General features: G+C 64.7%; 2 protein-coding genes. Both read right to left on the bottom strand.

Annotated features, from left to right (window positions below; genetic code table 11):
- Positions 1–4: 4 nt before the first annotated feature.
- Entirely contained in the window at positions 5–25,234 is a 25,230-nt protein-coding gene (locus ACZ6DL_RS08125; protein ID WP_466049909.1) for a LuxR C-terminal-related transcriptional regulator, read from the bottom strand.
- Positions 25,234–26,961, bottom strand: coding sequence for a WXG100 family type VII secretion target (locus tag ACZ6DL_RS08120; protein ID WP_466049908.1), 1,728 nt, complete (start codon positions 26,959–26,961; stop codon positions 25,234–25,236). The genes ACZ6DL_RS08125 and ACZ6DL_RS08120 overlap by 1 nt, the downstream gene beginning before the upstream one ends.
- Positions 26,962–26,969 lie beyond the last annotated feature (8 nt).

The raw sequence follows: 26,969 nt of genomic DNA, 5'->3' as shown, positions 1-26,969 counted from the left end.
TCTTTCACGGTCGCCAGGATCGGAGTATTTCGAGTTCCGCGCGTGGCGGCAGCAGGTCGGTGTGACCGGATAGCTGACGCACTTGGATGACGGCCTCGCTGAATTCGGTCTCGATGAATTCGATCAGTTGCGGGGTGAGTTGTCCGGCGGCAGCCAGCGGCGCCAGTTTGACGGTGTCGTTCATGACCCGTTTGAACTTCTCGACCCGGGCGAATTTGACCATGTCGGGGCCACCGAATGCACGAGGCACCTCGATGCCGGGAATGAGATGGTCCAGCCGAGCCCAGTCGTAGGCGCTCGGGCCGTTGACGGCGAGCTCCCAGTCGAGCAGTGTCACGCGTAGCTCGTTGCTGATGAGGAAGTTTCCCTCGTTCGGGTCGGCGTGCAGGATGTGGTGACGGGACTCACGCATCGATCGAGCGTCATCGATCAGCGGCTCGAATGGGTTTCCGCGGAGCAGGCCGAACTCGTCGAACAGGTGACCGAAGCGATCGAGGTGCCGCCGATAGAAATTCTCGAGGTACCAATCGATATGATTCAGGTACCACCCGCCGGTGTCTCCCTTCGTGACGCCTGGTGGTGTCAGTTGATCCAGCAGCGGATGGTTCTCCGGTATGGTGCGCAGCTGCCCGTGGATGTTCGCGAAGGTCCGCAGTATCAGATCCTGATGGGACCGGATCGCTCTCCGGTCGGCTCGCCGGAAAGTCTCGGCGAGATTCTGTCCCCGCGCGAGCCTTTCGATGAGAATCGGCGCTGAACCGTCGACGACGCGCCCGTCCGGCATGCGGCCGGTGATGACTTGCAGTAGTTGCGGTGCGTTTCGAACGTATCGGGAGATGACCGGCAGAGTCCTGTGCTCAGGCCCGAAACGTGGATCGTAGCTGCCGGTATCGGGTTGACCGATGCGCAGGACCAAACCGAGGTCTTCGAGGACGACGGTGGTGTTGTAGGTTCCCGTCAGCGCGTCATGGAGCAGTGGTTGCGCTGCTCGGTACACCGCCACGCCCTCGTCGTGCGTCATGACGTATCCCCGGCTGCCCTCGAGGGGGCGGTATTCGTGGGCGGAGAGCAGCTGCGTGAGCTCACGGACGGTGGTGGGCGTCTCGATCAGTGGAGCGGTTGAACGGCCGGCGGCCTCGGGTGCGGATTCGATATCGGCGCCGTGGCCGACCACGATCAGTCCTATGGTGCCGGGATCCCCGTTTCGGTCGCGATGGGGATTGAGTGTGTAGACGCGCTCGGTACCGGTATGGAGCTGGCTGGCGGTAAGGAGACGGTCGTCAGCCGAGCCGGGCACGAGAACGATCTGGTCCACAGCGCTGCTGAGCGCCAGCGTCTCGGCGGACGAGCGCAGCACACCGATGCCGTCGCCGTGCCCGACTACGGTGGACAGCTGCACCATCCGAGACCAGCTCTCGTCGCGGCTGTCGAGGGCCATTTCGCGGGTTGCGTCGTAGAACATGAGTTCCCTGGCCAAGATGTCCCCGGCTACGTCTCGCGCTTCGATGACGTTGCCCCTGGCCGTGGGGTCCGGCCCGGCGCTGTGCGAAGGCGCCTCGAACCCGCGCGGTAAGCCGACAGTGAACATGATCGATATGCGGTTGTTCCGTGGCGCGTGCTGCTGGGCAACCTCGTACTGCAGGCAGGCGTGATCCGCCCAGTACGCCAGATCGGTGACAGGTGTATCGGCTGCGGTGACGTTGAACGCCATGAAGGATGCGTGGTCGGCTTCCCCGATCGAGACGACAGCTCGACCCGTGCCGCCTTCCGTCACGGGATCGTAGGAGACCAGCAGCACCGGTGGCGGACCGGAGCCGGGGACAGCGAGTCGGTGGGCCATGCGTCTGACCTCTGCCAGCTGCTCGCGCAGCGCGGCGAGTTCACGCCGACGCTCGGGCGCGACGCGGCGGGATCTCAGGTCACGGGCGAGCGATAGCCGATTCGCCAGATCCCGCGCCCGATATGGGATTCCGGCGGCGGCCCCGATGATGTGCGGATACTGTCTCAGCACCGCCAACTGAATCTGGGATACCGAGAAGTCTGTGGCGCCCGCCAAGAGACTGCCGATCGGTGTATTCCCGCCGGTCCAGGTCCTGAGCTTCATCCACCATCGCATATTCTTCGAGACGATGTCGAAGGCCGTCTGGAATAGATCTGCGGCATCGCAGTGCTCCAGCAATGACCGAATCTCGGCTCCCCGACCGTGGACTATTCGCAGCAGATCCACTGCGGTTGCCGCGAGGGCGCGCTCGTCATCGGTGGTATCCCAGTCCCAGGGCAGGTCGCGATCCAGCCGGTGATCTCCAAGGGCGTACTCGATTCCCGGGCTCTGACTACCCAGCCCCCACAGCGCCCGTACTCCCCAGTGGAACCAGTGGGCGAGGGCGGGCTCCGATCCGATGTCGAAATATTCCGACAGGGTCTCATGTATGCGCCGTGACCGGACTTCGGGCGATCTGCGGGAGCCCGCGACTGTGATGTCTTCGTAAAGTCGACGAATGCCGTCGGTTGCTTCCTGGAGCGAGTAGATGACGACCCGGTTTCCGAAGCGAGTGATGGCCTCGGTCAGCAGTTCGTCGACTTGACGAAGATAGTCGAGTCCAAGGGTGAAGTTGCTGGTGGGCAACAGGTAGAACGCCGCATCGAGCAGATGCGGCAGGGCAGTCGCGGCCGTCGCGGCGAACAGGCTGTCGGAGCCGGTTCGCGCCCGCTCCAGCGCAACGGCGTGGATGGGCAGCGACTGGAAGATCGTGGTGTACCTCGGGGAAAAACTCTCGCCGGATTGTGGCCGCAGCACTGTATTCATAAGACCGGCCCACTCCGTGACCATTCGAGCCATCGTTCGGCCGTGCTCCACATTCCGTACGAAGGACTCCGCCAGCCGCGCATGTTCCGCCGTGGGGACGGCAGACGGCTGGAATGAATCCTCTTCGAGCCAGATGTCGTGCCGTCCCGCTTCTTCGATCCGCAGCCCCACTTCCGCGAGATGTGACGGAATCGTGTGATGCGAAGCGTCCACCGACCAACGGTGCGCAGCGGCGGTGCGGGTCACCGCGTACGCGGCGTCGAGCACGGCGGTCATGGCGTCGTCCAGCTCGCCGATGGCGCGTCGCTTCGCCTGAAGCCATGGCCCGAGGGCGAACAACTCCGCATAGGTGGTCGGCGCGGTAGGAGGAACGCTGTCGCCGAAGCGGCGAGTCGCTTCGGCCACGAGCGCGTTCAACAGTCGTGCCGGATTGATCACGCTGTCGGTCACCGACGGCGGTTCGCCGCGATGTATCGCCGCTATCTGGCCGGTGACCCTGCCGGTGAAGCCGACCAGCAGGTGATCGAGATTGCCGTCGGAGAGGTGTGCGGCCCAATTCTGGAGACTTTCGAATGTGGCCTCGGCACGGAAGGTCGACAGCGCGGCGTTGGCTATTCGCTCGGCTTCGCTCCGCCCACCGCCCATCGCCCCGCCCTCCGGGTCATGCGGATGCCCGGCATGCGCCAGCACACCGTCGGGGAGACCGCGCCGCACACCGCCGAACGGATCCGACACCGCCGATGCCGGATCGAGAACGAGCCCATCCAGACCACGGGCGCGCTGCGGCGGAAGGTCGAGCGCCACTGCCGGGGCATGGTTGTCCGGCGCGGTGGTCGGACTCGGCTCGTCGGGTTCGGTGACTACGTACACCGGCTCGTCGAATTCGGTAACCACGAAGAGCGGTTCCTCGGGGTCGTTTTCAGTGGACGTCGACGCGCCGGAGCGCGCCGCGGTCTGCTGTATCAACCGGTCAGCGAGGTCGCGGATCTGGAGATACGTCGGCATCGCTCGAGTAACGCCATATTGCAATCGGTGGGGGAAGCCGAGCGCCAAGGCCACGCTTGCGGCCATTTCTTCGATCCGGTCGGCGTCGGGATCGGGCGAGGTCGCTTCGTCGACGAGGCGGATCGTGTCGAGCAGGACTCTCATCACGTCGAGAAGACCGAAGTATGGCAGCAGGTGAAGGGGGATGTGGTCGCGGTCAACCGCACCGGGGGCACGATGCCTGGCTACTGCCGCCTCGTAATCTGGTGGGCCGTACAGAGCCAGGCCGAAGTCCACGATCATGCCGCCGCCGGTTGTCCGCAAGACGTTGGCTGTGGTGATGTCCGCGTGGAGCACGCGGAACGGCTGGCTGCGGAGTTCGCCGACCATTTGCTCCAGGCTTTCGACCAGCGATTCGGAGAGCCGCAACTCATCGAACGCGACGCGATACGGCTCGAATTCGCGGTAATGCCGGTAAACGCGCTCGAGGTACTCCATCATCATCCGGAAGAATCCCACCGAGTCGCCGGATTCCGGATAGTCCGCCGGCAGTCGCAACGAGCCCTTGCGCAGTGGCAGCGAGTCCCGCTGGACCTGAATCCGGGTGAACAACTGTGCCAAAGTCGACATGTCCGAGCGAAGTTCATCGTCGAAGACGTTGGCCACCGGTTCGCCGTAGATCCGCCGCTGGATCGCGAAGATGATGTGGCCGTCGGAATCCCGCTCCACGTGCAGCACCTGTGGCACCGGCAGCCGCTCGCCCGGCAGCGCCACCTCCGCGATCGCCCGCAGCGTCTGGTACTCGTCCGGCCAGAGCACGAAGTCCAGCGATGTGCGCGACGGCTCGGGTATCAGCAGCGCGTAATCGCCGATCAGATAGACGTCTTTCTGAGATCCCGAGTGCTTTTCGCCGTACCGGACCCCTGCCTCGTGCAGTGACCGGGCCAGCTCGGAGGGCATCTCCTCGCCCTCGTCGCCGCCGAGGTGCCGGTACTCTCGTTCCGGAAGAAGTTCCCGCAGTGCGGGATACTCCGAAAGAACCGCCTCGAAAGTAACCACGAAGGCCGTTTCGGCGGGGTCGGACTCGTCCGCGTCGTCGCCGATGCCGGTCGTCGCTGTCTGCACGGATTCCGTCGCATGGAGCGGCCGGTCGACCGCTTCGCGGCCACCCAGGTCGCCTGCTGCGGGGAGATCGGCAGCGGAGTTCCGGCAGGCCGCACAGTTGTCCTGATACTCCTCGACCTCGGTTTCTGCCTTTCGGCCGAAGCCCCTTCGGTTCCGCATGCCGAGCTGCTTCAGGGTGGAGCGACTCGAATCCAGTAGGTGATGGGATAGTTCGTGGAGCAATACCCGGCCGGCTGCCGCACCCTGACGGCGCAAATACGGACGGACGACCTCATTCAAGTACTGCACTTCGAGCGGCTTGGAGGCGATCTTGTCGAAGATGGCCACCGTCAGGTAGCGCGTGAGCAGGAATTCGGGGGATTGCGATTTCAGCTCGCGGCAGCCGGGATAGTGCACGGTCCACAGTGCGTCGTGACTGAACATCAGCCACAGTGCGTACTCTTCCGGAGTCAGGACGGGATCACGTCCGGCCACCATGAGGTTGTAGCCTGCGGCATAACGGCCCGCCACCATGAGGTTGTGCCCCTCGGCTCGAAGCAGGCGGCCTCCCACGTAAGCCAATTCGCCCTGGCGGATCTGCTTGGTCTGGGGCAGCTCGTCCCCGGACACTCTCCTCCAGAACTTCTCGAAGGCCGTCATCTCCTCCACGTCGGCGCGATTGGCTTCGCGTACCTCCGCGTCGGCGCGCATGGTCCGCTTCTTCTCCGCATCGATCTGGCCACGGCCCGGAATGACCCGTCGTTGCCGGATCGTCCCGGGTCCAGGAGTCGCGTTGGGAGCCATCAGCAGTCGCTCGGCTCCGAGCGTCAACCGTACGGCCGCGTCGACCCCCGCATAGAGCGGTGCCCGTCGAATCGCTCGCCGCCTCATCCAAGCTTTTCGCTCGCTGCTTTCGATCCACTCCCGGCCGGATAACTCACCCTCCCGCGGCATCGGAAACTCCCAGAAGTACGAGAAGATCTCCTTCCACGGCCTCAGCCGCTCCATGAGCTCTTCCAGAGAGGGATCGGCGGGCATCACATGCGCGGCGGGCACGATCAAGCTGTTGGTCGGGTCGGCGGGCACGATCAGGCCGGCGGGAGTTATGCGAATACCGCCGTCGGTGTTCTCGCGAGCACCTGGCTGTCCTGCGGAGCGAGATCCGTTCTCATGGTGGTCGGTCGTTTCGATCTCGTCGCCACGCGGCGTCGGTTGCGCGGCGGGTCGACTGACCGAGGCGTTTCCCGCTGGTTCTCCGGCAGCGAAGGCAGGATCCCCGGCTGGGTTCAGCACCGCCGCGAGCACGGGATTCGCTGCGGGGTCGAGGCCATCGGGCGCATCCGGCTCTGATCGGTCGGCTTCTCGGCGTTGGGCGGCCGAAGTCTCGGTCAGGGGTTCGGCGGGCTGGACATCCACAGCTTCCGGTTCTTCGTTCCGTGACGGAGACTGCGATGGGGTGATCGGTTCGGCCGGGGCCTGGTCTGGGATGCCATCCGGTGTCGTCCCGCGCTCCGGCCCGGGTGTGCGCTCGGCAGCTTCTGTGCTGGAAGACCCGAATCCTGGGTTCAATCTCACGGTGACGAACCGTGGTCGGTACTTCGACACGTCGCCGACGACGCCCTCGAAGTCGAGGCTGTTCACGTTGTAGCTGACGATCAGCGTGTCTCCGGACCGCAGGTCGGGATGTTCGTGTGCGTTGTAGGCGTATACATTCGGGTCGCCGAAGGATCCGGTGGCGCCGGCCTCGGGCGCTCGGTACACCAAGGTCGGCGAGGTGAAGGGGCCGGTGGGCGAATCCGACAGATACGCCCATATCTCGGCGCTGAAAGGGGCGCTGGTGTCCTGGGTGATCAGCAGATAACGGTCGCGCCATCGAGTCACGCTGTATTCGTTGGCGACGCCGGGCATGATGCGGGCGGAATCGTTTTCGTTCGGCGTCCAACCTTCGCCGTCGAAGAATTCCCATCGCGCACGAAGGTCATCACCGGAGACCCGGGCCACGTGCATGAATTTGTCGCTGCCCGATTCCTCGGTGCCGTAGACGTAGGTGTGGGTGCCGTCGTAGTCCAGCCAGGCCGACCACATGACTCCTGCCTGCGAGGGCATCGGGGTGAGATCGATCAGGCCGAGGTCGTAGGCGTCGAATCTGGCGAGTACGTTCTCGTCCCACGTGAGACCCCACATCAGGTCGTCCGGGTCGTTGTTGACGAACCGAACCAGCATGATGTTGAGGACGTCTCCCGTGACGTATCCGCCTCCCACCCAGAGCATTTGTCCCTTGGGGGAGGGCACCACAGCTGTCGGGGCGTCGGCCGTCCCACCGTGAACGGTCGACATCCGGCCTTGGTCGTCCACAACGAACGTGTTCTTCACCATCGGGCTCGTCGCGGGCCTGGACCCGTCGGGATGCACGGTGCCGAGGAACGTGTCGGAGAACATCCACAGATGACGACCGTCCGGCAAGCGCCGTGAGTACGTGCTGTCCGCACCTGTCCATCCGTCGCCGGTGTCGCCGTACGATGCGAGTGCGGCCGTGAGCTCTGCGTGAGGGACCGCCTCGACAACCAATCCCGGTCCGGATTCGGCAGTATCCGCGAGCACCGACGCCGTCGGCTCTCCCCGCACTCGCTCCGGCAGCGAATGCGTTTCGGCTTTCTCCTCGCGCCTGCTCTGCTCCGTACCGCGGGCGAATCCACCGCCGTCGGCGTGAGGTTCCACGAGCCTGCTTATTCGTTTGTGCTTGGGAACCGGGCCGCCACGATCCCACGGTTTGCCGCGGTCGTCGAAGGGATCGACGAGGTCGGGAACGCCGCCGATCAGGCCGACGCGCCGGACAGCGGTGGGCCGGGGAATCGGGGCGGCGTGATCGCCGGCCGCCGGTACCCCCCCTGCATCCGCTTCACCGTGGGTGATTGCGGATCGGCGCGGCGCAACCGCCGTTTGGTTCGGATCGGCTGGCTGCCCGGTGAATTCGGTTACCGACCCCGCGTCGTCAATCGGCTCGACCACTTCGGCATGCCCGCGACGCTCGGGAAGCTGTTGTTCCGGGTCGGTCGACAGTTCAGCCGGCTGGCTGAACTGATCCACCTGCGGCTTTGCCGCCTGGTGAGGTTTGGGACGGTCACCGCCGTATGAGTTGCTCGGTGGCCGAGCGGTCTGTGGTGACGCTCCCTCGGCAACATTCTTTGCATCAGGCCTGCCGAATGCCGTACGTAGCCTGCCGCGGGCTTCCTCGAGCAACTGCGCAGCGTGGTCGGTTGTGATCCCGAGCAGAGTGGCGACTTCGTCGAGAGCCTGGTCCTCCATGAGATGGAGCACTACCTGCTTCGTGAGGTTCGGCTCGGTGAGACCCGACAACGCACTGTCCAGTGTGTCCTCGAATTCCACGTCATAGAATTGAGAAGAGGATGCGTCCTCGTTTGTGAAGACTGAATGCGCCTTGATATCGTGTCGGCTTCTTCCGGATTCCTCACCTATCGGTTCGTCCAACGATTGCATCCGCCGCGCGAGCAAACTTCTCGCCTCGACTACCTGGGCTACGGTAAAGTTCGTGGCCTGCGCGATCTCGGTATCGGTGGGTTTCTGGCTGGTCTCATCGACACGACGGTTGATGTACGCAGATATCTTGCGGAGCATCCGGACCGTTTTCCGATCCGAATCTGGATCGCGGGACTCGACAAAGGCGTCGCGCATGGAAAAAAGAGCACCTGCGAACGAAACGGAGCCCAAGTTTCTACCAGGAGCGGCGTTACGGATAGCACTGAGAATTTTCTCGTTTCCGCGTTGCACGAGGTCGTCGCGCTCACCGACATTCTGCCATCGTCGGGCTACTATTTCAGCGATCCAAGCGTATCTCTCGAATAGCTGATCGCGGGCCGCTGCTTCTTCCGGCGATCCGACCCGAGCTTCGATGTGCTTCCATATCAGGTCGTCATCATCGGTGGTGTAGGTGGCAAGATCGCGACGCTGGTAAAAAAGCAGCACGGCTGCTCTCATCCTGTCTCGACGTATACTCAGCTTGTCGCGAATCGTTCGTAGCAGGGTGAGAAGCGGCCTGTGTCCATGGGAGAGATGGTCTGCTAGACCATCTATTTCAACCTGTGCGTCGAACTCCGGCCGAGTCATCCGGCGATACAGGCGCTCGGCTCTGAGCCAATCGTTCACCGAATCGTAGTCGGCTGGATCGGGGTCCGTTTCCCCCGCCGGATCGATTCTATATATGTACCCCCACGCCTCGGCGAGCTCGTTCCAGGGTCCCGCACGATGTAGCACGCGATCATATAATCTCAGTAGCGCAGGTTCGCTAATCCTCGTGCTATTGTTCTGATAATTGTTTATTTCTATGATGCCAAATATTGATTCGGTCTCATCCCGGGTCAGGTGATTGATTTTTCTGAAGTGAAGAATGTACTCCCCAAATGATTGGACAACGGATGTGGGCGGGTATATCAGAGTTACTCTCGGTAGATATGGGTAGCATTCCGATATTTCGTCTTCGGTCACCTCGTAAGGTGGTGGCATTATGGCATTCAATCTCTTCGCGAGATTTTTAGACGGACGAGCTCGGCCTTGCGATAGATTGGTGTAGGAGATGGTTGCAATTCCGGCCAGGCGCGCGACGGCCGCAGCCGTATATGTCTCGTATTCGACATACTCGCGACTGGGCCCGAAGAATGTTTCGATCGCTCTGCTGTGATATCGTCGGCAGAATTCGAAGTATTCTCCGATATGCGTATAGCCTTCCGGGTAAGCCGGCTCGCCATCCGCTGTCAGGAGTTCGGGATACAGACGTGCGACATGCATGTACGTCTCGCGCGCGCCGGGGACTCGGCGCAGGATGGCTCGCACATGTGTGATCTTGAGCTGCCGGCTTCCCTGTTCTGCTGCTTTCCAGATCCACGCGGCGTCGATCAGTTCGTCCATCTGGTGGTGCGGCACGCCGAGATATTCGCGCACTTCGCGCATCCATATTGTGGGGTCATTGCCGTCGGGGCGGGGGAACTGTCCGCCCCGTGCAGATGTGATCTCGGTCGAGCCGAGGCCCGCGTTCGCCAGCCACCTGTCCACCTGGGATGGCAGCAGGTGGTGCATCTTCATGTATTCGGCCAAGCTCTGCCGTGGTTGTCCGGACTTGACCACCAGTCGACGCCGGAACCATCGGATGAACCGTTGCTCCTCGGCGGATGTGGGAGGGCTCGTCTTCGATGAGTCGAGCCCTGATTCGGCGGTCTGCTCCGAGTTGTGTTCGTTGGACGCAACTCGACCGGCATCATCGTGTGATGGATACGGGGGTTGCGAGGCATTACGTACCGGTTCTTCTGGGGTGGAAGCGGGATCAGCCTCCGCATTGGAGGCAGCAAGGTCGACGTCCAAGTTGATACTGTTGTTCCGTGCCGCCTCTACCAGGTCGGACTCCGGACCGATGCCGAGTTTTCCGCGGATTCTCCGCACATAGGTCAGTACAGTGCCCTTGGCTATTCCGAACTCCGTTGCGATCTCGCTGTATTCCGCGCCCATCGCAATCCGCCTGAGCACCTCGGATTCACGCTCGGACAATTCGGGCGGGCTCGGCTCTGCCGGGTCGGCGATGTCCATGCCGCGACGCTCGGCCGCGTCCACCAATGCTTCCCGAGTCGATACTCCAAGCTTCCTGTGTATCCTCTGGCGGTAGGCTCCGACGGCTCCGAGTGATAACTCGAGATGCTCGGCAATGGATGCATTCGTCATACCTCTGGCCAGTAATTCGAGGACCACTGTCTCGCGCTCGGATAGAGTGGTTTCGGCGCCGCTCGGATTACCCCACTGTGACCAATCGGAGCCATTGAGGTCGAGGATTCCTTCCCGGAGTGCGACCGAAACGATTCCGGCTCGATCGCGAATCCCGAAAGCGCGGCCGACTCGGTCCATGATTCCCTTCACGCTTCCGGGGGATACCGTTCGGCTCGTCGACGCCGTCATCATCTTCGCGATCGACGAGCCCGTGAATCCTTTCGCAGTCAGCATCAGCACGGTCGTGTCGTCCGTCGATAGTGCGATGGAATACTTCTGTGCAACGGGAAAATCGAGAAGGTTCAGCGATCCTCTGCGGGTTGCCTCCGCTACGGCCGCTGCCTTGTTTTCGGCCCGGAATTTCCTGACGATTCCTTCGATCACTTCCATCGCGGTTTTCGGAGCGCACCCGATAGTTTCCGCAATTTCTGTGGCCGTCAACCCCTGAGCCAACAATTCGAGGTGTTGGTTCTCGTTGGGGGTCAGCTTGTCGTCTGTGTCAGGCACGCCTAGCTCGGCGGCGACCGACCTGGCCAGTCGCCGTACCGCACCAGACACCAAGGTCCGCGTCACGACATCCCCGATTGGCGTCGTAGGTTCCGCAACCGCGTTCAGCACGTGTGCTGTCTCGGTTTCGGAGAGGCCTTGGTGATGTCGAAGGACGAGGGCACCTTGCTGGATCGGTAGAAGTTGATGGAAATGCGCTGCGAAGTTCCCATTGGGCGCCTGGAAAAGAGCCTCGACGACAGGATCGGACTCCTCGACACCTTCGAGATCCATGTACGCCGCGGTGACGGCTTGCTTCAATTGCCGGAGCACGCCGCCGACGCCGCCGACGAGAACCCCGTGCTCGGCCTGGTGTGCGCGATGGACATCTGCGGGCAGCTCATCGGACGGGACGGGTGAATCGTGTGCCTGGTTGTCGTGGGGTAGTGCTCCGGCGTCGGCTGGTCGTAAGGCGCGCCCGCGTGCGATGTCGGGGTCGGTTTGGGGGGTGCCTTCTTCCAGTTGTTGTCGTCGTGCGCCCTCCGGATGTGGTTCGTCCCAGAATCGGTCATCGTCGTTGCCATGGTGGTGGAATTCAAGAAGGTGTTGGTTGAGGTTTCGTTGTTTGTTCGCTCCGATGCCGTGTGGGTGGTGTGGGAAGTGGGCGTCGATTGGGTTGGGGTCGACATGGTGGAAGAGTTCTACCCCTGGGGGTAGCGGATTGGGTGGGAGCCCGCCCGGGGTAGCTGACGATTCAGCCGCCTGGCTGGGCGGACGCACCTCCGGCTGTGCCGCCTGCCGAGGCGGCGACTCTGCCGGGGCTTCCTCGTGAGGAGATCCGGGAGCGCGAGTAACGTCGAATGGCGGAACCATGGTGCCGTCCGGGGCCACTTCGATCCGAATACATACATGCCCCTCATCGCTCGTGAGCATAATGTCGCGACCGCCCCAGACATCCCCTGTGAAACCTTGTCTGTGCAGATGGTTCGACAGCAACCGGTGTGCATCTCCGGCCGCTGCGCTGCACCCGACCAGCAGCAACTGACTTCCCGGATGTTGGGCAAGAGCGGTTTGGAAGTAATCACTCGACCACACAATGCGGCCGAACACGACCCCGTCGACAAGGACTCCCCTACGCTGCCCAGTCTGCCGATCTTCGAGCTTGATCAGATAGCCGTCTTCTTCTGCATGCGCGAACAAGACGATCGGCTCAGCATTTGTTTCGGCATCGAAGTACGGGGCTTTCTCGGACTGCGGGTCGTCAGCCCACTGTGATGTCGGAGCTATATCCGGCATTCTTGTGGCCACATCCGATACCGGCCAGACGGGTATGAATTCTCGATTTCCCGGCCTGTTGTCCGTCAGGCCCCACGCTCGGATATCATCGGCATTTTGCTCGTCCCCTGGAAATCCTGCACCAGAGATCTTCCCGTCGGACGAAGTTACCGGGATGATCCAGACATCGTCGAACTCGAATTCGATGTAGCGACCATTATCGTCCCGACCGTAAAAAGGAGACTGCGGGGATGAGTCGAAGTCGACCACACCGGTGTCGGACAGCGCTGGTTCGTCTGGGTTTTCGCGCGTGCTTTCGCTGGGTGCGCCTTGGATCTTGTTGGCTTCGCGACCGGCGCCCGTACGCTCCGGAGCAGGTGATGCGGCGGTGTCGGCCGGTTCTTCGGCAGTCTCAACCACCACGGTGCCGGATACCGTCGGCCCGCTGGGCGCTGGCTCGGGCGCGGGCAGCCGCGCAGCATCCCGACCCCAACTCCCGCGATGCAACGTCCGCTCGACAGGTTCGCCTGCGCCGTCCTGATGGAGCTCGGTGATCGCGATTGTGGCGCCAGGGAAGCGATCCGTCAACGCGGAATCGATGAGCCCGCGTATGGTGCCGAAGCCGGCATTGTCCTGTACCGGAGAAACGTAGATGATCATCGCTTCGACGGATCCCGATGCGAAAATCCGATAGAGGATCATCACCTGCGCGGTGAGGTCACCGCTTGTGATGGAGATGGGAGCGAAGCCGCCGACTTCGTCGGCCAGCGTCGGATGGCTCATCTCCTCTGCTTCGACCGCGTGTAATACCAGCGACGCGGTAGTCCGACGCACTCCGGTTTCATCGATCGCCGTTGTCGGGGTGGAATCGGTTTCCGGCCCCACGGCCGTAACCAGGCCGCTGATCGTGGAACGCTTCGAAAGCTCGGCGGTTCCCTTGCCCAACATCCGCACGACGATCGATCCCGAAAGCTCGACCGGGTTCGTATCGGTCGATGGCCGGGATGCTTCGCCGCCTGCGAGTTCCGGATCCGCTGTCGGCCCGCTCTCCGCGGCACGATTCCACGGTGTGGTTCGCGGAGCCTCGGTGGTCGGAGGCCTGGTCGCCGCGTCGGGATGACCGCTCCATGGAGTGCTCGGGCGGGGCTGTGCCGCTGACTCCGTCAGGTCGGCGGACCCGTTCGGCGGATTGGTAAGAGACTCGCGCGCGGAAAGGTTGTTCGGATCCGGTCGAGAATGCGCCGCGGAACCCCGGGGGACGTCCGGAGTATCCGAACCATGGTCATGGGCACCCTTTGGGACAGCGGGGCCGGGAGCCGCGGCGCCCATTCTGGCCTGCTGCTTGTCCCGCATACGAACTAGTTCGTCGAGGACGAAGAGCGGCGTGCCGTCTCGCCCAGGTGTCGTGAATTCGGATTCCTTTGTCGCCCGATACGCCGCTCGAGCGTCGGCGCTCATCCCGCTCCACGTCGTGGCCAGCGCGGCAACGGCGCCGTCCGGCGCGATGCTCGCGACGAATCCGAAAACCGCAGGCACGGATCCGCGGTTGTAGGGCGGGGACGAAGTCAGGGCGTGTTGTGGCCAGTCCCGTAGTGCCTCCGCGACCGTGCGGCCGCGCGAGAATTCCCGCAGAGCGAAGACCGGATGCGTCGGATCGGTCGGTTGGCTGCGGCCGAAAGATACGTTCGCCTCGGCCAGAGCCTCCGCCGGATTGAAAACCGGCAACCGGCCCCAACGATCCGACTTCGGATCGATTTCGTCTCCCGGGATCGATTCGACTACCGCGTCGCCCGGCTTGCCCGCAGGATCCGGCTTTTCTTCACGACTGTAACGATTGAGCTGGTTCATCCATTCGTCGAATCGGGAATCCGGCGCGAGAGCGCCTTTTTCGCGCAGTCCTACGAAATACTCGTAGAGGTACCCGAAGGCTCTGGGTGCCAGCTGATTGCGATAATCTCGCCGACGGTCGAACCGACTATCCGATGCGAGCGAACCCGAGGTGCGAAGCTCTTCGAGAAGGGAGTATCGGGATGCGCTGATGGGCGGGCTGCCGTGCGAGCGTACATCGTCGGGATCCCTTAGGTGTGCCAGCTCGTGACGAAGTCTGTCATAGATGGGATCGCCGGTCGGTGCCGCGGTCCATCCGCTCCTGAAATCTGCCTCCGTCAGTTCGAGAAAATAGTCCGGACTGGTCAGGTAGTTCTCGTTCAGGAAAATGATGAGTTCCCGCCCGCCCAGCATCGTGTCGACCGCACCGAATGTTGTACGTGCCATGGGTGTGACGATGATCGCCGCAGCGCGGATACCGGGGTCTTCGGCGAGGGCGTCGACGACCGCATTGCGGACCGACAGCGCCAGCTCGACGGGAATCCCCAGCTTGTCCAGCCCCAGCACCTCGATGCCGAAGGTCGTGTAGATCTGCGCCGCGATCGCCTGATTGACACCTGTGTCGTACTGCCAATCGGGGACCGGCACGTCGGTGCCGGCCGAGACACCTTCCGCGGTCTCCGACCGCGGCTTACTCGGTATGGGGCGGTCGGCGGCGGTCGCCGCCGCAGCCTCTTGTCGGGACGTGTTGTCCGCGTCGCGAACTGGTTCGGCGGCGTGGCCGGGCTTCTCCTGCGGGCCGAGCTCGGAGGGCAGATCCCCGTCCGAGCTGTATGAGGGTTCGGGTGGGCTCAGTGCTGTAGTCGGGAGTGCCAAGCGCACGTCCGACTCCGCCAGCCAGGGCTCGAGCCGAGATGAATGGAACTCGGTGAATGCTGCCGCAACCAGGGCAGCGTCCGAACCGAGTTCGATATCGGTGTATTCCGCGGTGATGACCCCGCCTTCGCGACCGAGCACGAGCGTCACCGAACCGGGAGCGCCGAGCACAGGATTGAACGACAACGTTATCGCCACGCCATCCGGCATCGCTTCCACGGCGGTGACGGTCACCCAGTAGTCATCGCCGAACCCGGTGAACGTACTTTCGGCACTGTCCCCGCCGGAGTCGATCACGGAGCCGACCGTCGTCCGCACCGCATCGGAATGCCACAGCCTGCCTTGGCTGTCCTTGCTCCTGACGTTGAAGGTGACGCCGTCGAGATCTACGTCGAAACTGATCAGCCTGTGTCGCAGATAGGCGCCGAACTTCGGATCCCGCGATGCCTTGCTGAACGCGCCGCTGCCGAAATGTATCCACTCCGGTTCACCATCGGTGAACAGCCAGACGCCAAGGCTGATCGGACCTTCACGTCGGTTTCGATAGGTTCGATACAGCGCCGCGTGCGTAGCCTCGGTGGCGGGCGCCACACGGATGTCGTCCGGGTCGGTGCCGATGAGGAAGATGTCACCTAGGGATCCAGTGGTATACAACTGCCCATCGCGGTAGAACTTTCCGCCGCGCACAGTGACTCGCATGTAATCGATGTCTGTGCTTTCTTCGGGGCGCACCGCATCCGGACGATCCGGCGAAGCCACCTCGTACTGTCGGTGGCTCGATTCGCCATCGTCTCGACGCGGCACGCCCGGGCCATAGGGGCGGCCCAGCGGATCGTTTTCGTGGTGATGAAAGACTCGGAAATCGGGTCCACGTCCGCGTCCGAACCGCCGATTCTGTTTCGGGCCGGACGGGAGGTCCAGGGCGGCGCGGGGATCGACATCGTGGAAGGGTTCGGTTCCACTCGCGGGCAGCCCGCCGCCGCCGGAGCGCTTCGGCTGCTCAGGCCGGACCGACGGCGTCTCGTCGCTCGTGGTTTCGGCCAGGGACGGCTCGGTTGGAGGATCGTCGTTCGCCGGTTCTGTCCGTGAATGTACCTGCGATACCTGGCCAGACCGTGTGTCCGGAGGGAGCTGAGGCGTCATCGGCGCTGCGCCCGGCGTTCCGGGATCGGTCTGTGCTGTGCCCGGTGGGCTGTTGCGCTGAACCTCGAACCAGATCGTCTTGCCCCCGGTGCGGCCCATGTCCACGCCCCATGCGGCGGCCATGTCGTCCAGCAGCCCGTAGCCGCGCCCGCGCATGCCCGGTTCTCGCCGGCCCGCCATCAGTGCGCCCAGATCGATGGCGTCGAGGAACTCGTCCACGTCGAAGTCGGCCGAGGCATCGTCGGGGCTGTTCTGTGCGGTGTCCTCCAGAGCGGCGAAGTTGCTCTCCGGCTGCCACTTCGGCAAACCTCGGCTCTCGTCGGCGACCTCTACCCGTAACACGTCATCGAACAGCCAGTACCGGACCTCGGCGTCCCCTGCGTTGTGCACGTGCACATTGGTGACCAGTTCGGTGACCGACAGCACCACGTCTTCGATCTGGTCGGTGTCCTGCCAGCCCGCGCCGGTCAGCACCTCACGCGCGGCATGGCGAGAGGTCCCGACGCCACGTGGCACCGACTCCCGCGCGAAGCTCAGCTTCACGATCGGGTCGGGCAGTACATTCGACGGGTCATGCTGTCCGGGCGATTCGAAAAGCTTGAACCACCTCTTCCTTCTTCCACCGTGGCCGCTGCGGGCGTGTTGCCCGAGGTGAGCCAACTCGTAGCCCCACACCGCGGCGTTCTCGTCGAGCAACTCGGTGAGTCGGCCCGGTTCCGTTGATCGGCCGGGTACATCGCGCACGGGCAGAGCAGGTTCGGACGCCACGTCGAAGGTCGCGTCGAATTCCTCGGTCACCTCGACGACTGCCCACCGGTTGCCCGGCTCTCCGAAAAGGCCGTGCCGCACCTGCGTACGCCCATGAGTCGTCGACAGCAGCGCGGCCAACATCTTTTCGGCGGCATCGATGTGTCCGTCCGGGAAATCGGAGAGAGCTGCACGGATCAGGGCGAACTCGCCCTGCACCGGATCATCGTGCGGCCTGTCGTCCCCTCTCGGCGTGGGGTCGCCGGTGGGTTCCGCGGGTGGCTTCGACTGCCCGACGTCCGGGCGCGGGGCGTCGACCGGGTCACCGTCACGCTCGGCGACGTAAACTTGTCGGATCCTTTCGGTGGCCGTCGCCATCAGCTTCGTGGCCGATTCCTGCCCGATATTCAGTCGCGTGCACAACTCGGCCAGCGAGATATCCTCTATGAGGTAGAGCAGCATGGTGCGCCGTGCTGCGTCGGACAGATCGGGCAGAGCTTGTCTCAGCTTCGCCGCGAATTTCTCATCCGAGAGTTCATCTCCCGAAGTGGAGCGGGTGCCGGTGGGTGCCGCCACATCCACCGGAGGCGTGTCGTCACTCTCGTCTCGGTCGGTTTCCTCGGTGCCGGTATTCGATTGATCCAGGAATATCGGTTTGCGCAGGTGGAGCCACTGCTTCGCTTTCTCGACGGCGGTGAGCTCCAGTCCGAGAGCCGCACTGATCTCGGCGTTATCGGGTTCGGCCGCCCCGGGGGCAGCGGTACGGTTCCTGATGTACGTGTCTACGCTGTAGATCAGCTCGCGGTCCTTCGAACCGAAATTCGCGTACATCTGTTTGTAGTAGATATTCTTCATGGCCCAGCGGGCGTTCGCCATGGCAGCCCTGGGAAATTCGCCAGGCGGAACAAATGTGCTGGCGGCCACCCCGATCGACTCAAGGGCTCGATGGACGAGATCTCGGTATTCCTCTCCCGGTACCGTCCAATACCGTGGCGCTGCCTCCGCAATCCAGAGATACTTTTCCAGAATCTGGCTCCGAATTCCCCGCTCCTCGGGGGATCCGGGCCGAGTCGCTATCAGTTCCCAGATCAGACGAGTATCCTCTTCGTCTCCGGTTCCCACGTCTTGGCGTGCGTAGAACCGCTGCAAGCCCTTCACCAAAGTGTCATTGGTGAAGGGTGCCCCCGGTAGTTGCTCATCGAAATCTTCGAGAGTGTCCCGAAGTTGCCGGAGCGCGACAACGCTCGGTGTTGTCCGTGTCTCTCTTCGGGAGATTGTGTTCTTCGTTATTCCGGTTCGTGCCGCGAATTGCGATCGACTCATTCCGTAGTAAAGGCGTACTGCGGTCAGCCAATCGTGGACCGTCGGGAAAAGGGCCGGATCGGGAACGGTCTCGCCTGCCGGGTCCATCCGGTAAGTGAGACCCCACGCCTCGGCCAGGTCATTCCATCGCTCGACACCCCGCTCCTGCAGCACATCACGGTAGATTTGCAGCATAGTCAGTTCATCGATCTCTGCACCTTTTTTGAGACGCCCGATGTGCACTCGTGTGAGTCCGAAAACGCGCGCAGCGTCCGAATCCTTGATCTGGTTGACCCGGAGGAAGTGCCGGAGATACTCACCGAAGGATGCGACGGCACGTGGGTCGGGGAATATCAGGGTCGCCCTGGGGAGGTATGTAAAACACTCGACGAGCTCCTCATAGGTGGCATTGTGTGAGAACGGGGAGGCCTCGGCAATGATCTGAACCGTGGGGGCAGGGGGCCAGATGTCGCCTATTTCCCACTTCTTGACCGTGCCGCTCGATTTTCCTACCGCAGCGGCCAAGTCCTCTTCTGAAAGACCCGATTCGGTGCGCATCGAACGAATATATTTACCGATATCCTGATAACCTTCGGGGTACGCGGCAGTGCCGTCATCGGTGAGCAGCTCCGGGTAATATGATGACACATCCGTGTACATTCTCCGGGCGTAGGGTACCCGACGCAGTAAGGCCCTGATCTGCTCGATTTCCAGGTCCCGGTCTCCCCGTTCGATTGCCTCCCAGGTGCCTCGAGCCGCATTTACCAGCACGTCCATCTCGGCCGGTGCTATCCCGAGATATCGGCGCATTTCCGATAGCCATGTCGTCTTGTCGCCCTCGCCGGGCCATGGAAGCTGCGCGATGGGCTCCGCCGCGTGACTTCTCGCCTCGATCCCCGCCCGGGTCAGCCATCGCCGCACCTGATCGAGTTCCAGATGGTGCATTTCGACATATTCCGCGAGGCTCTGGCGAGACAGCCCTGACCGATCGGCCGGCCGCCCTCGATACCAGTCGAGAAAGCGCTGTTCTTCGGCAGCGCGCAGCGGCCGCTGCGGCTGCTCGGTTTCAGACGATTCGTGTGTTGTGACAGCCGTGCCGGCATCGGGGGCGGAGCTGGGCGCGGGGGAGTCATCCGCACGTGGCGACTGTCCCGAACCATCCTGCCGTGAGGGGCTGGGCGGCTGGAAACCGATAGGCGGCGGGTGTTGTGGTTGCCGGGAGCTTTGATCGGCAGGTGCGGCAGGTGGTCCACGGGTGGCGGTGTCGGCGGTGTGGTCGGTGGGTGAATGAGCGTGCTGGTGTATGAGAGCCGCGACTTCTTGCAGAGGGTCTACCAGGGCGCGGAGGTAGTCTTCGGCCTGGGTGAGCGCGACCTCGGTATCGGGGGTCGGCTGGGTCTGATGCTCGGCGGCGGCCTGGGTGTACTGGACGACGACGGTCTGTACGAGCGGATGGGGAAACAGGGCGTAGAGGTCGTCTTCGGGTGAGGTGTAGTAGCGGGCGCTGCCCGGGTCGCCGTTGCGGGCCGAGCGGTTCTCGGCCTGGATGTCGATGTCGCGGGATCGGGCGGAGCGGCCCGTGACGATGACGTGCAGGCCGCGGAGTTCGCGGATGTCGTCGGAGATCGGGATGTCGACGCCGCGAGCGCCTTGCATGTTGATGACGAGGACTTTGCCGCGTTCGCCGGCGTGATCGAAGATCGCTTGCAGATCGGCCTCCGCATCGGTGCCGTGATCGAGGAACCATTTCGCGTCGACGGCGGTGTGTGCGACGTCGAGGCCGTCGAGGAGGGCGGACAGCGGATCGACGAGGTCGTTGCGGTCGGCCAGGATCAGTTGCGGACGGCCGGTTTCCTGCATCGCTTTGATATCGGCGGCGGCAGTCTTCAGCTTCGAGGCCTCGTCCGGGGAGATGCTGTCGGCGTGGACGATGAGCTGGGATTCGTGGAAACGGTCGATCTTGGCGACCTCGTCCATACCGTAGCGCTGCTGTAGCTGAGTGGCGGAACCCTCGGCGGTGCCGGAAGCGCCGGTCACGTGGTCGTAGTTGTCCTGGCTGAACAGTTGCTGCGCCGTGATGGATTTCGAACTGGCGGGGTCGTTGCGGATTCGCAAGCCGTGTTCGGCCTCGATGGCTTGCGCGAGGCCGCCGTTCCAGCGGCTCTCGGAGGAGGTCTGAGGATCGAAGAGGACTTTGTGGGTGGTCTGGTCGATGATGAACACCCTGTCGTTGTGCACAACGTAGTGCACGTTCTCCACGTATTCCCACCGTGCTGCGGCGGCCATGGCGATACGGGTCGATTCGGTCTCGGTGGGCGCACGACCGAGCAGTTGCTCCAGCTTTTGCCTACCGTCCTCGGTCAGCCGCGCCGGTCCGCCGCGTTGGCCGGGGGTGCGTCCGAAATCGGCTTCGGTGAGTTGATTGTCGCGCAGTGCCGTGGTGAGCAAATCGCGGGCTTGGGTGACCTGGGCGGCGATGGGGGCGTCGGCGAACTGGTCGGCGCCATCGGAGAGGATGTACTGGGTGTCGGCGTGGACAAGGGCTTCGTCGATCTCGTCGATCGCCGCACTGCGGCCGGGAACCCAGTTGTCGCGTAGCGCGGCGAAGCCGACGTCCTGCTGGGTGCCGATGTAGATGGTTGGCCGGCCGGGTTCGGGGGGCCGAGGGGCGTGGTCGGGGTTCATGCGGACGACATCGATGCCGTACTCGGCCAGGACCGTGACGTATCTGGCAACTTCGCGGTTGGCGAGGTTGTCACGGGTGGTGATGACTTGTACGGCACCGTGTTCGATGGCCTCGCGGATGGCATGGGCGAGGAAGACCAGGGATTTACCCTCTCCGGCGTCCATGTTCACCGGGACTCGACGCATCGCCGTCACGGCGGCGACCTGGGTCCAGCGCAAGATCTTGTCTTCGCCGCGGCGAATCACCTCGATCACCGCTGCCGTGGCGTCGGCGGAGTCCTCGCTGCGGAGCATCTCCGCGAGGGCGGCAGCCGGAAGGTTGTTCAGCCGGTCGGCCTCTGGAATATCGGGTCCGGATCGGGCGTAGTAGTCCGCGAGCACCGCTTCCGCGGCCTGCCGCATCGCATCGACCACCTGGTCGGCGCCCTGTTCGAGCGACGGGGAGTTGTCGACCGGGAGCTGATCATTCGCGGCATCGCCGACCTGCTCGTCGGGAGTTGCCAGGGTGGCGTTGTCGACCTCCGGCGCGTGCACGCCGTACGACGGGCCGATCGCGCTTTCGCTCGCGGCGGCCACGGCTCGGGCGACCGGAGCGGCAGGACGCCCCGCGTCCGTAGTGGCGTCCACCCGGTTACCGGACTCGATGGCAATGGGTCTTCCGGTGGAGACTTCGTGCAGGTCGGCGGGCGCGGCCGATTCGGCCGCCGCTGTGTCCGGCATTGCCTCGAGGACGCCGGACTGGATGACCGCATCATCCGCCACGCGGCGCAACCAACTGCCCACATCCTCCCCCGCGGGGACAGGCCACCGCTGTTGTTCCGCGAACCGGAACACGGTGCCGTTGATCGCCCCCGCCGCCAGCGCTAATTGCTCGTCCTGGTCGGTCGACTGCGACTCGGACACTCCGAGTGCCCGGCGCACGTGGTGGAGGGTGTCGAGTCCGTACTGCTCGCGCAGCTCGTCGAACGCCGCTGGATCACCTTGTTGTGCCCGTTGCAGGAGCGAACGCGGATCCGGTTGTCCGGCAGACTTTTCCGAACTGACACCCGACTGCGGACGTTTACGGTCAGAGCCGTCGGGCGCGGTCGTGGAGCCGCGCTGACCTTCCTCACCGATCGCTCCGGTCGTTTCGGCGCCCTCGCGCTCCACCAGCCGCTCGGGGACCGGCGGTGTGGATGGCTGGCCGCGCTTGCGAGGCTTCGGCCGCGGTTCCGTTTCCGGTGTGGGTGCCGGGGGGTCGGGCGTCGGCTGGGGTGGTGTGGGCTCCGGTTCGGGCGAGGGTTGCTTCTTGCGTCGTCTGGGTTTGTCGCCGCCACCCATCTGGGCGATGAGGCGCTTATGCTCCGTCTTCCCACTCGGTTGGGGGACAGGTTGGAGGTGCGGAACCCCGCCTACGGCGGGTAGACGACTGGGGTCCTGGTGATATTCGAGGGAATGCGGGTTCAGGTGCGGCCCCGCGGGTGTCTGCGGCGCACCGGGGGTCCCGGGGTTCGGTTCGGTGGCATACCGCGAAGGCATGGTGAATGAGGCGGGCGGTTTGTCGAGCCCGGCGTCCAGACCTGTTTCCGGTGCGGCGACGTGGCGATCCGACAGGGGATCAGCGATATCCGGAGGGCGTGGCGACGCGGAGTCGGGGTCGTCGGGGTTCTGGAAGGCGCGGCCCAAGCCGACGGAATCGACAGGCAGCGGAGTCAGGGCGGGTGTGTGCGGGATGACGGGTATGGCGTCGGCGGGCGGTTCGTCCTCCAGCGGGTAGGAGACGCCGGGGATGGTGACGTAATCCCCCGCCGGCTTCTTCTGGACGCTGTGGTCCCGTGGGTCTTGCCAGATGCTGTGCTCGCGCGGGTCTTTCTGGACGTTGTGTTCCCGGGGGTCGTCCACGACGGTGCCCGGTGGGGTGGGGAACTCCTCCGGATCGGCGGAGGGTTCGTCGTCGTCGCCCGGCGGGCTGGTCGCGGCGGTGGGGGCCGGTGGTGCCGCGGCGGACTGTGGGGTTTCCCCGGGATCGGTTGACAGGGATCCCGGAATCGCAGCCGGTGCTGTCGCCATGCTCGTGGAGGCGGCCGGATCGTGGTGGCCACCCGGGGTGGGCCCCGACAGCGCTGGCGGTGTGGCGAAGGGGATCGGGTTCGGCGGGTGCGGGTGTGCGGCAGAGGGTGTGTGGTCCGAGGGACCGTGTGCAAATGGGGTGCGGGGTTCTTCCGGTGGTCTTTGGTGTAGCCCAGGAGTGTTCGTGTCGGTCCCGGGGCGCGTCGGCGGCGCCGTGGCATCCGGAGCAGGTCGCGGTGGGTTGGCCGACGCGACCGGGTTGTTCGCGTCGGTGGTGGAGCGTGCGGACGCCGTAGGTGAGGCGACCTCTTGTTTCGGTGGGCTCGGCGGTGCGAGCGGAGTGTTCGCGTCGGCTGTCGGCGACAGCTGCGGTGTGGCGTGTGTCGGCGCGGTCGCCGAGGCAGGGGGTTCGATCGCAGTCGATTCTTCCGGAGTCGCGGTGTCGAGCCGCGGGAGCGCCGGATCGAAATCGAGGTCGAGAAGGATTTGTTCCTCAGCGGCGGTGGCGCCCTTTTCCAGGGTCTCGCCCGCAGGCCGGGGTCCTGTCATCTCCTGGGGCGTGTTACCGGTCGTCTGCTCCGGCGCCACCAAGTACATGTCCCCGGTAGGTCCGTGCTCGATCAGCAAAGGATCCGGGTAAGAACTGCTGCCGTCGACGAGGACTTCGGTGGCGAGCACGGGGTTGACCGGTTGCGCGCTCTGGTCCGGACGCACCTGAGGATCGCTGATCTGGGCCTGACGGGTCGGCATCGGTGTGGCCGAACCGCCTTCGGGAGGTGCGGCCACGGCGACCGAGCTGCCCGCCCGCGCGACCTCGGTGCTGCCCCACGCAGGCCAGGAGCCGCCGCGTCCGGGGGATGACGGTGAGTAGGGGTGTGATGGACCGCCCGACGGGTAGTCGGGCGCGTTCCCGGGGGTGGTTCCGCCGCTCCCGTCCGGCAACTGCCCGGGGCCGTCGCCTCTCATGAACGCCGCGAGGGCTTGGCGGTCCGCTCCCTCCGCATTGTCGAACAGATCGCGGAAGATCTGCTCGCCTTCGGCCATCATCTCCGGGGTCAGGCCGCCCGGCCGGTCCATCGAACCATCCCCGAACCCGGGTTCGGGACCCCTCGCCCGTGGTGCGTCCACCTCACTGGCAGTGGACACGCGTTCGGGACTCGCCGTTTGCGTTTGGGGCGGCTGACCGTCCCCGGGCGCGGAAATCTTCGCCATCGGCGCGACATCGGGGGGTAGGCCCCCATCCGCGGAAGCCACCCGTTCGGGTACTCCTGTGTAAGCCCCGGTCCGCGCGGCCCGCACAGCTGCCCCGGAGGCTCCGACGAGACCGGAGGCGGCGCCGGTCCACACCATCGCGGCCAGGTCCTTGCCGCGCAGTTCGCCGCCTGTCAATCCGTACGCGGTCAGCCCACCCGCCAAGCCGCCGGCCATACCGCCTACGCCGCCCGCGGCCACGGTGCCGAGCACGCGTCCGCCCGTTCGGATCGCCACGGGCGCGACGCGACGACCGACCTCGACACCGACCAGCCCACCGACGGCGCCGGCCGCCGCTCCGATCCGGACCTTCTTCCAATCCATCTTCTCCAGGTGGCCTTGCGCCATCTGGACGCGTTGCGCGACATAGGGAACCCCGCCGCCGATCGCCGTTCCGAAGAACACGCCTTTCGAGGCCAGCACCAGGCGTGGGTGCTCGGCGACGAACCGCGCGGCCTTTCCCAGCATGGTCAGCACCAAGTCACGCTTGGCGAGTTCCATCCCCACTCTCGCCTCGGCCCGGTCGGCGATCGCCTTCACGATGCTGCCGGGCGGAGGCATCGCCATGTCGATGATCACCTGGGCGAGCAGCGCTCCCGCGATGCCGATGATGACGTACTGCTGGTACTCGATGGCCGTGGCGTTGTCGTACAGCTGCTTCGCCATAGCGTTGTTGAACTCGATCTGCGCCTGGGTGTGGGCGATGATCTTGCGGTATTGCTTCTGTACTTCCGTACCGGTCTCGCCCTCGACCGCCTTCTCCAGCTGCTCCACCGTCGGCTGGAGCCGATGCAGCACCAGGACGAGTCCGTTCGCCGCGTCCGACCAGGTGTCGGCGCTGCGCCGCATCGCCTCCGGATCCCCCTCCGGGAAGTGCCCCAGCACCAACTCGGTCAGCCAGCCGGGGAAATAGTCCGGAATCTGCACCATCAGGCGCTCGATCGTCCGCGCGCGTGCTCGACGACCAGTCGGTGCAGCACCTTCGCCGGGCCGCAGGCGCGATCGCCGCGCAGTTCGACTTCGGTGAACCCTTCGACGACCGCCGCTCGGGGATCGAAAAGGTCACCGGAGAAGCAGGCTCGAATCAGTTGTGCGCGCCACTGCCGGTAACCGCGGACGATCACGGCCAGCGTGTCACGGCCGCCCCACGGCCCGCTGACGCGCTGGTACTCCATGAGCAACGACCGATGCGCCGACTGCCGGACCCGGCGCCCTGCACCCGCTTCGAGAATCCGGCCGAGGTCGTGCACGATGGTCGAATACATCGGCCGCTCACCGGATCCGGCTACTCGCTCGCCCGATCGAATCGCGGTTTCGACTTTCTCTTCGAGCAGCGCCGGGCTGGCCGCCGTGACACGGTCGAGCAGGATCCGCTCACCGGTGACCGGACCCTCCGCCTCTTGCGTCGCGCGAGCCGACGTCACACGCGACACCGCACCGTCCGGTAGGTCGGCGATCTCTATCCCGGCCAGCTCGATGTAGGGATGTTTGCCGAGGATGTCGTCGACGGCCGCCGCGATTTCGTCGACCGTAGGCCTGGACACACCGGACGTGTCGAATCCGGCTATCCGGAGGCCATGGCGAGCGGCGAGCGCCTGCGCGGCGGCCACGGCGTCCGGATCCGTCCGGATCCGGGAGCGCTTCGCTTCCGCCGGGGCCGGTTTCGGCTTGCGCCGTCTCGTGTCCTTGCCGGGGTTCCCGGGTTGGGCCGCGTCGGGCCGGGGACCTTTGCGGCGCGGCGGGTAGGCCTGGCCCGGTGGCGGACCACCAGCGTTTCGCGACCACGGCGTGCCGGGTGCGTTTCGCATCCACGGCGAATCGGTGGGCGGCCTCGTCCATCGGCCTTCTGGTGTTCGCTGGACGGCTCCCGGTTGCGGTACGCCGGGTTTGGGTGTCGCCGCCGCAGGGGGTGAGCCGGTGGCGGGCGGCGTGGCAGTGGCGGGAGACGCCGGGGTTCGCGCGGTCGGCGCGGCTCCTCGCGCGGTCGGCGTCGGCCGATCCGGAATCGAAGGCGTCGGGGCCGAGTTGGGCAACGGCTCTTGTCCAGGTGAGCCGGGACTCTCGACCGGGCCGTAGTCGCCGGGGTCCGTCCGGCCGGGCGCGATCGGATTCGCGGTCGGTTGGTAGCCGGGCTGCGGGTTTCCCTGTGCGGCCGTGGGGTCGGATGCCGGAGCGGCGGAGTCGTACGCCGGGGTGGTGGGGTTGGACGCCGGGACGGGCGCGATGGCGTCGCGAGCGGAGTCCGGCACGGCGGCATCCGGCGTGGCGACGGGGCGATAGGGCGCCGGGCTCTGCCATTGCGGCCGCTCGAAGGGAACGTTATAGGCCGGATCGGAGCCGAACGGATCCCGATCGCGAAGTTGGGAGCCGATGTTCTGGTCCTGGTCCTCCAGCACGTTGCCGGCATCCGCGACGCTGCCGCTCATTCCGCGCAGATTGTGGACGAGGTTCTCGAAGCCGGTGATTCCCTTGTCGGCCGCGGGTTCGTAGCTGTCGCCGAAGATCCGGCCCGGCTCGTCGTCGCCCCAGCACTTTCCCTCGGCGGCGAGCCTTTGCTTCAGGCGCGCGAGTTCCTCCTGCGCCACGTCGGCGATCGCGGCGAGTTCCGGGGTCAGCGCTCGCAGCAGGTCGGTATCCACCCGCAACGACCGACCCATATCCCGGC

The sequence above is a fragment of the Nocardia sp. NPDC041819 genome (genome assembly GCF_055590505.1).
The sequence above is the reverse complement of the archived record's forward strand: the minus strand, read 5'-3'. Positions and strand labels throughout refer to the sequence as shown.

Excerpts from the sequence above, each read along its gene's own strand:
- ACZ6DL_RS08125 (WP_466049909.1), bottom strand. The coding sequence starts at position 25,234 with ATGGTGCAGATTCCGGACTATTTCCCCGGCTGGCTGACCGAGTTGGTG.
- ACZ6DL_RS08120 (WP_466049908.1), bottom strand. The coding sequence starts at position 26,961 with ATGGGTCGGTCGTTGCGGGTGGATACCGACCTGCTGCGAGCGCTGACC.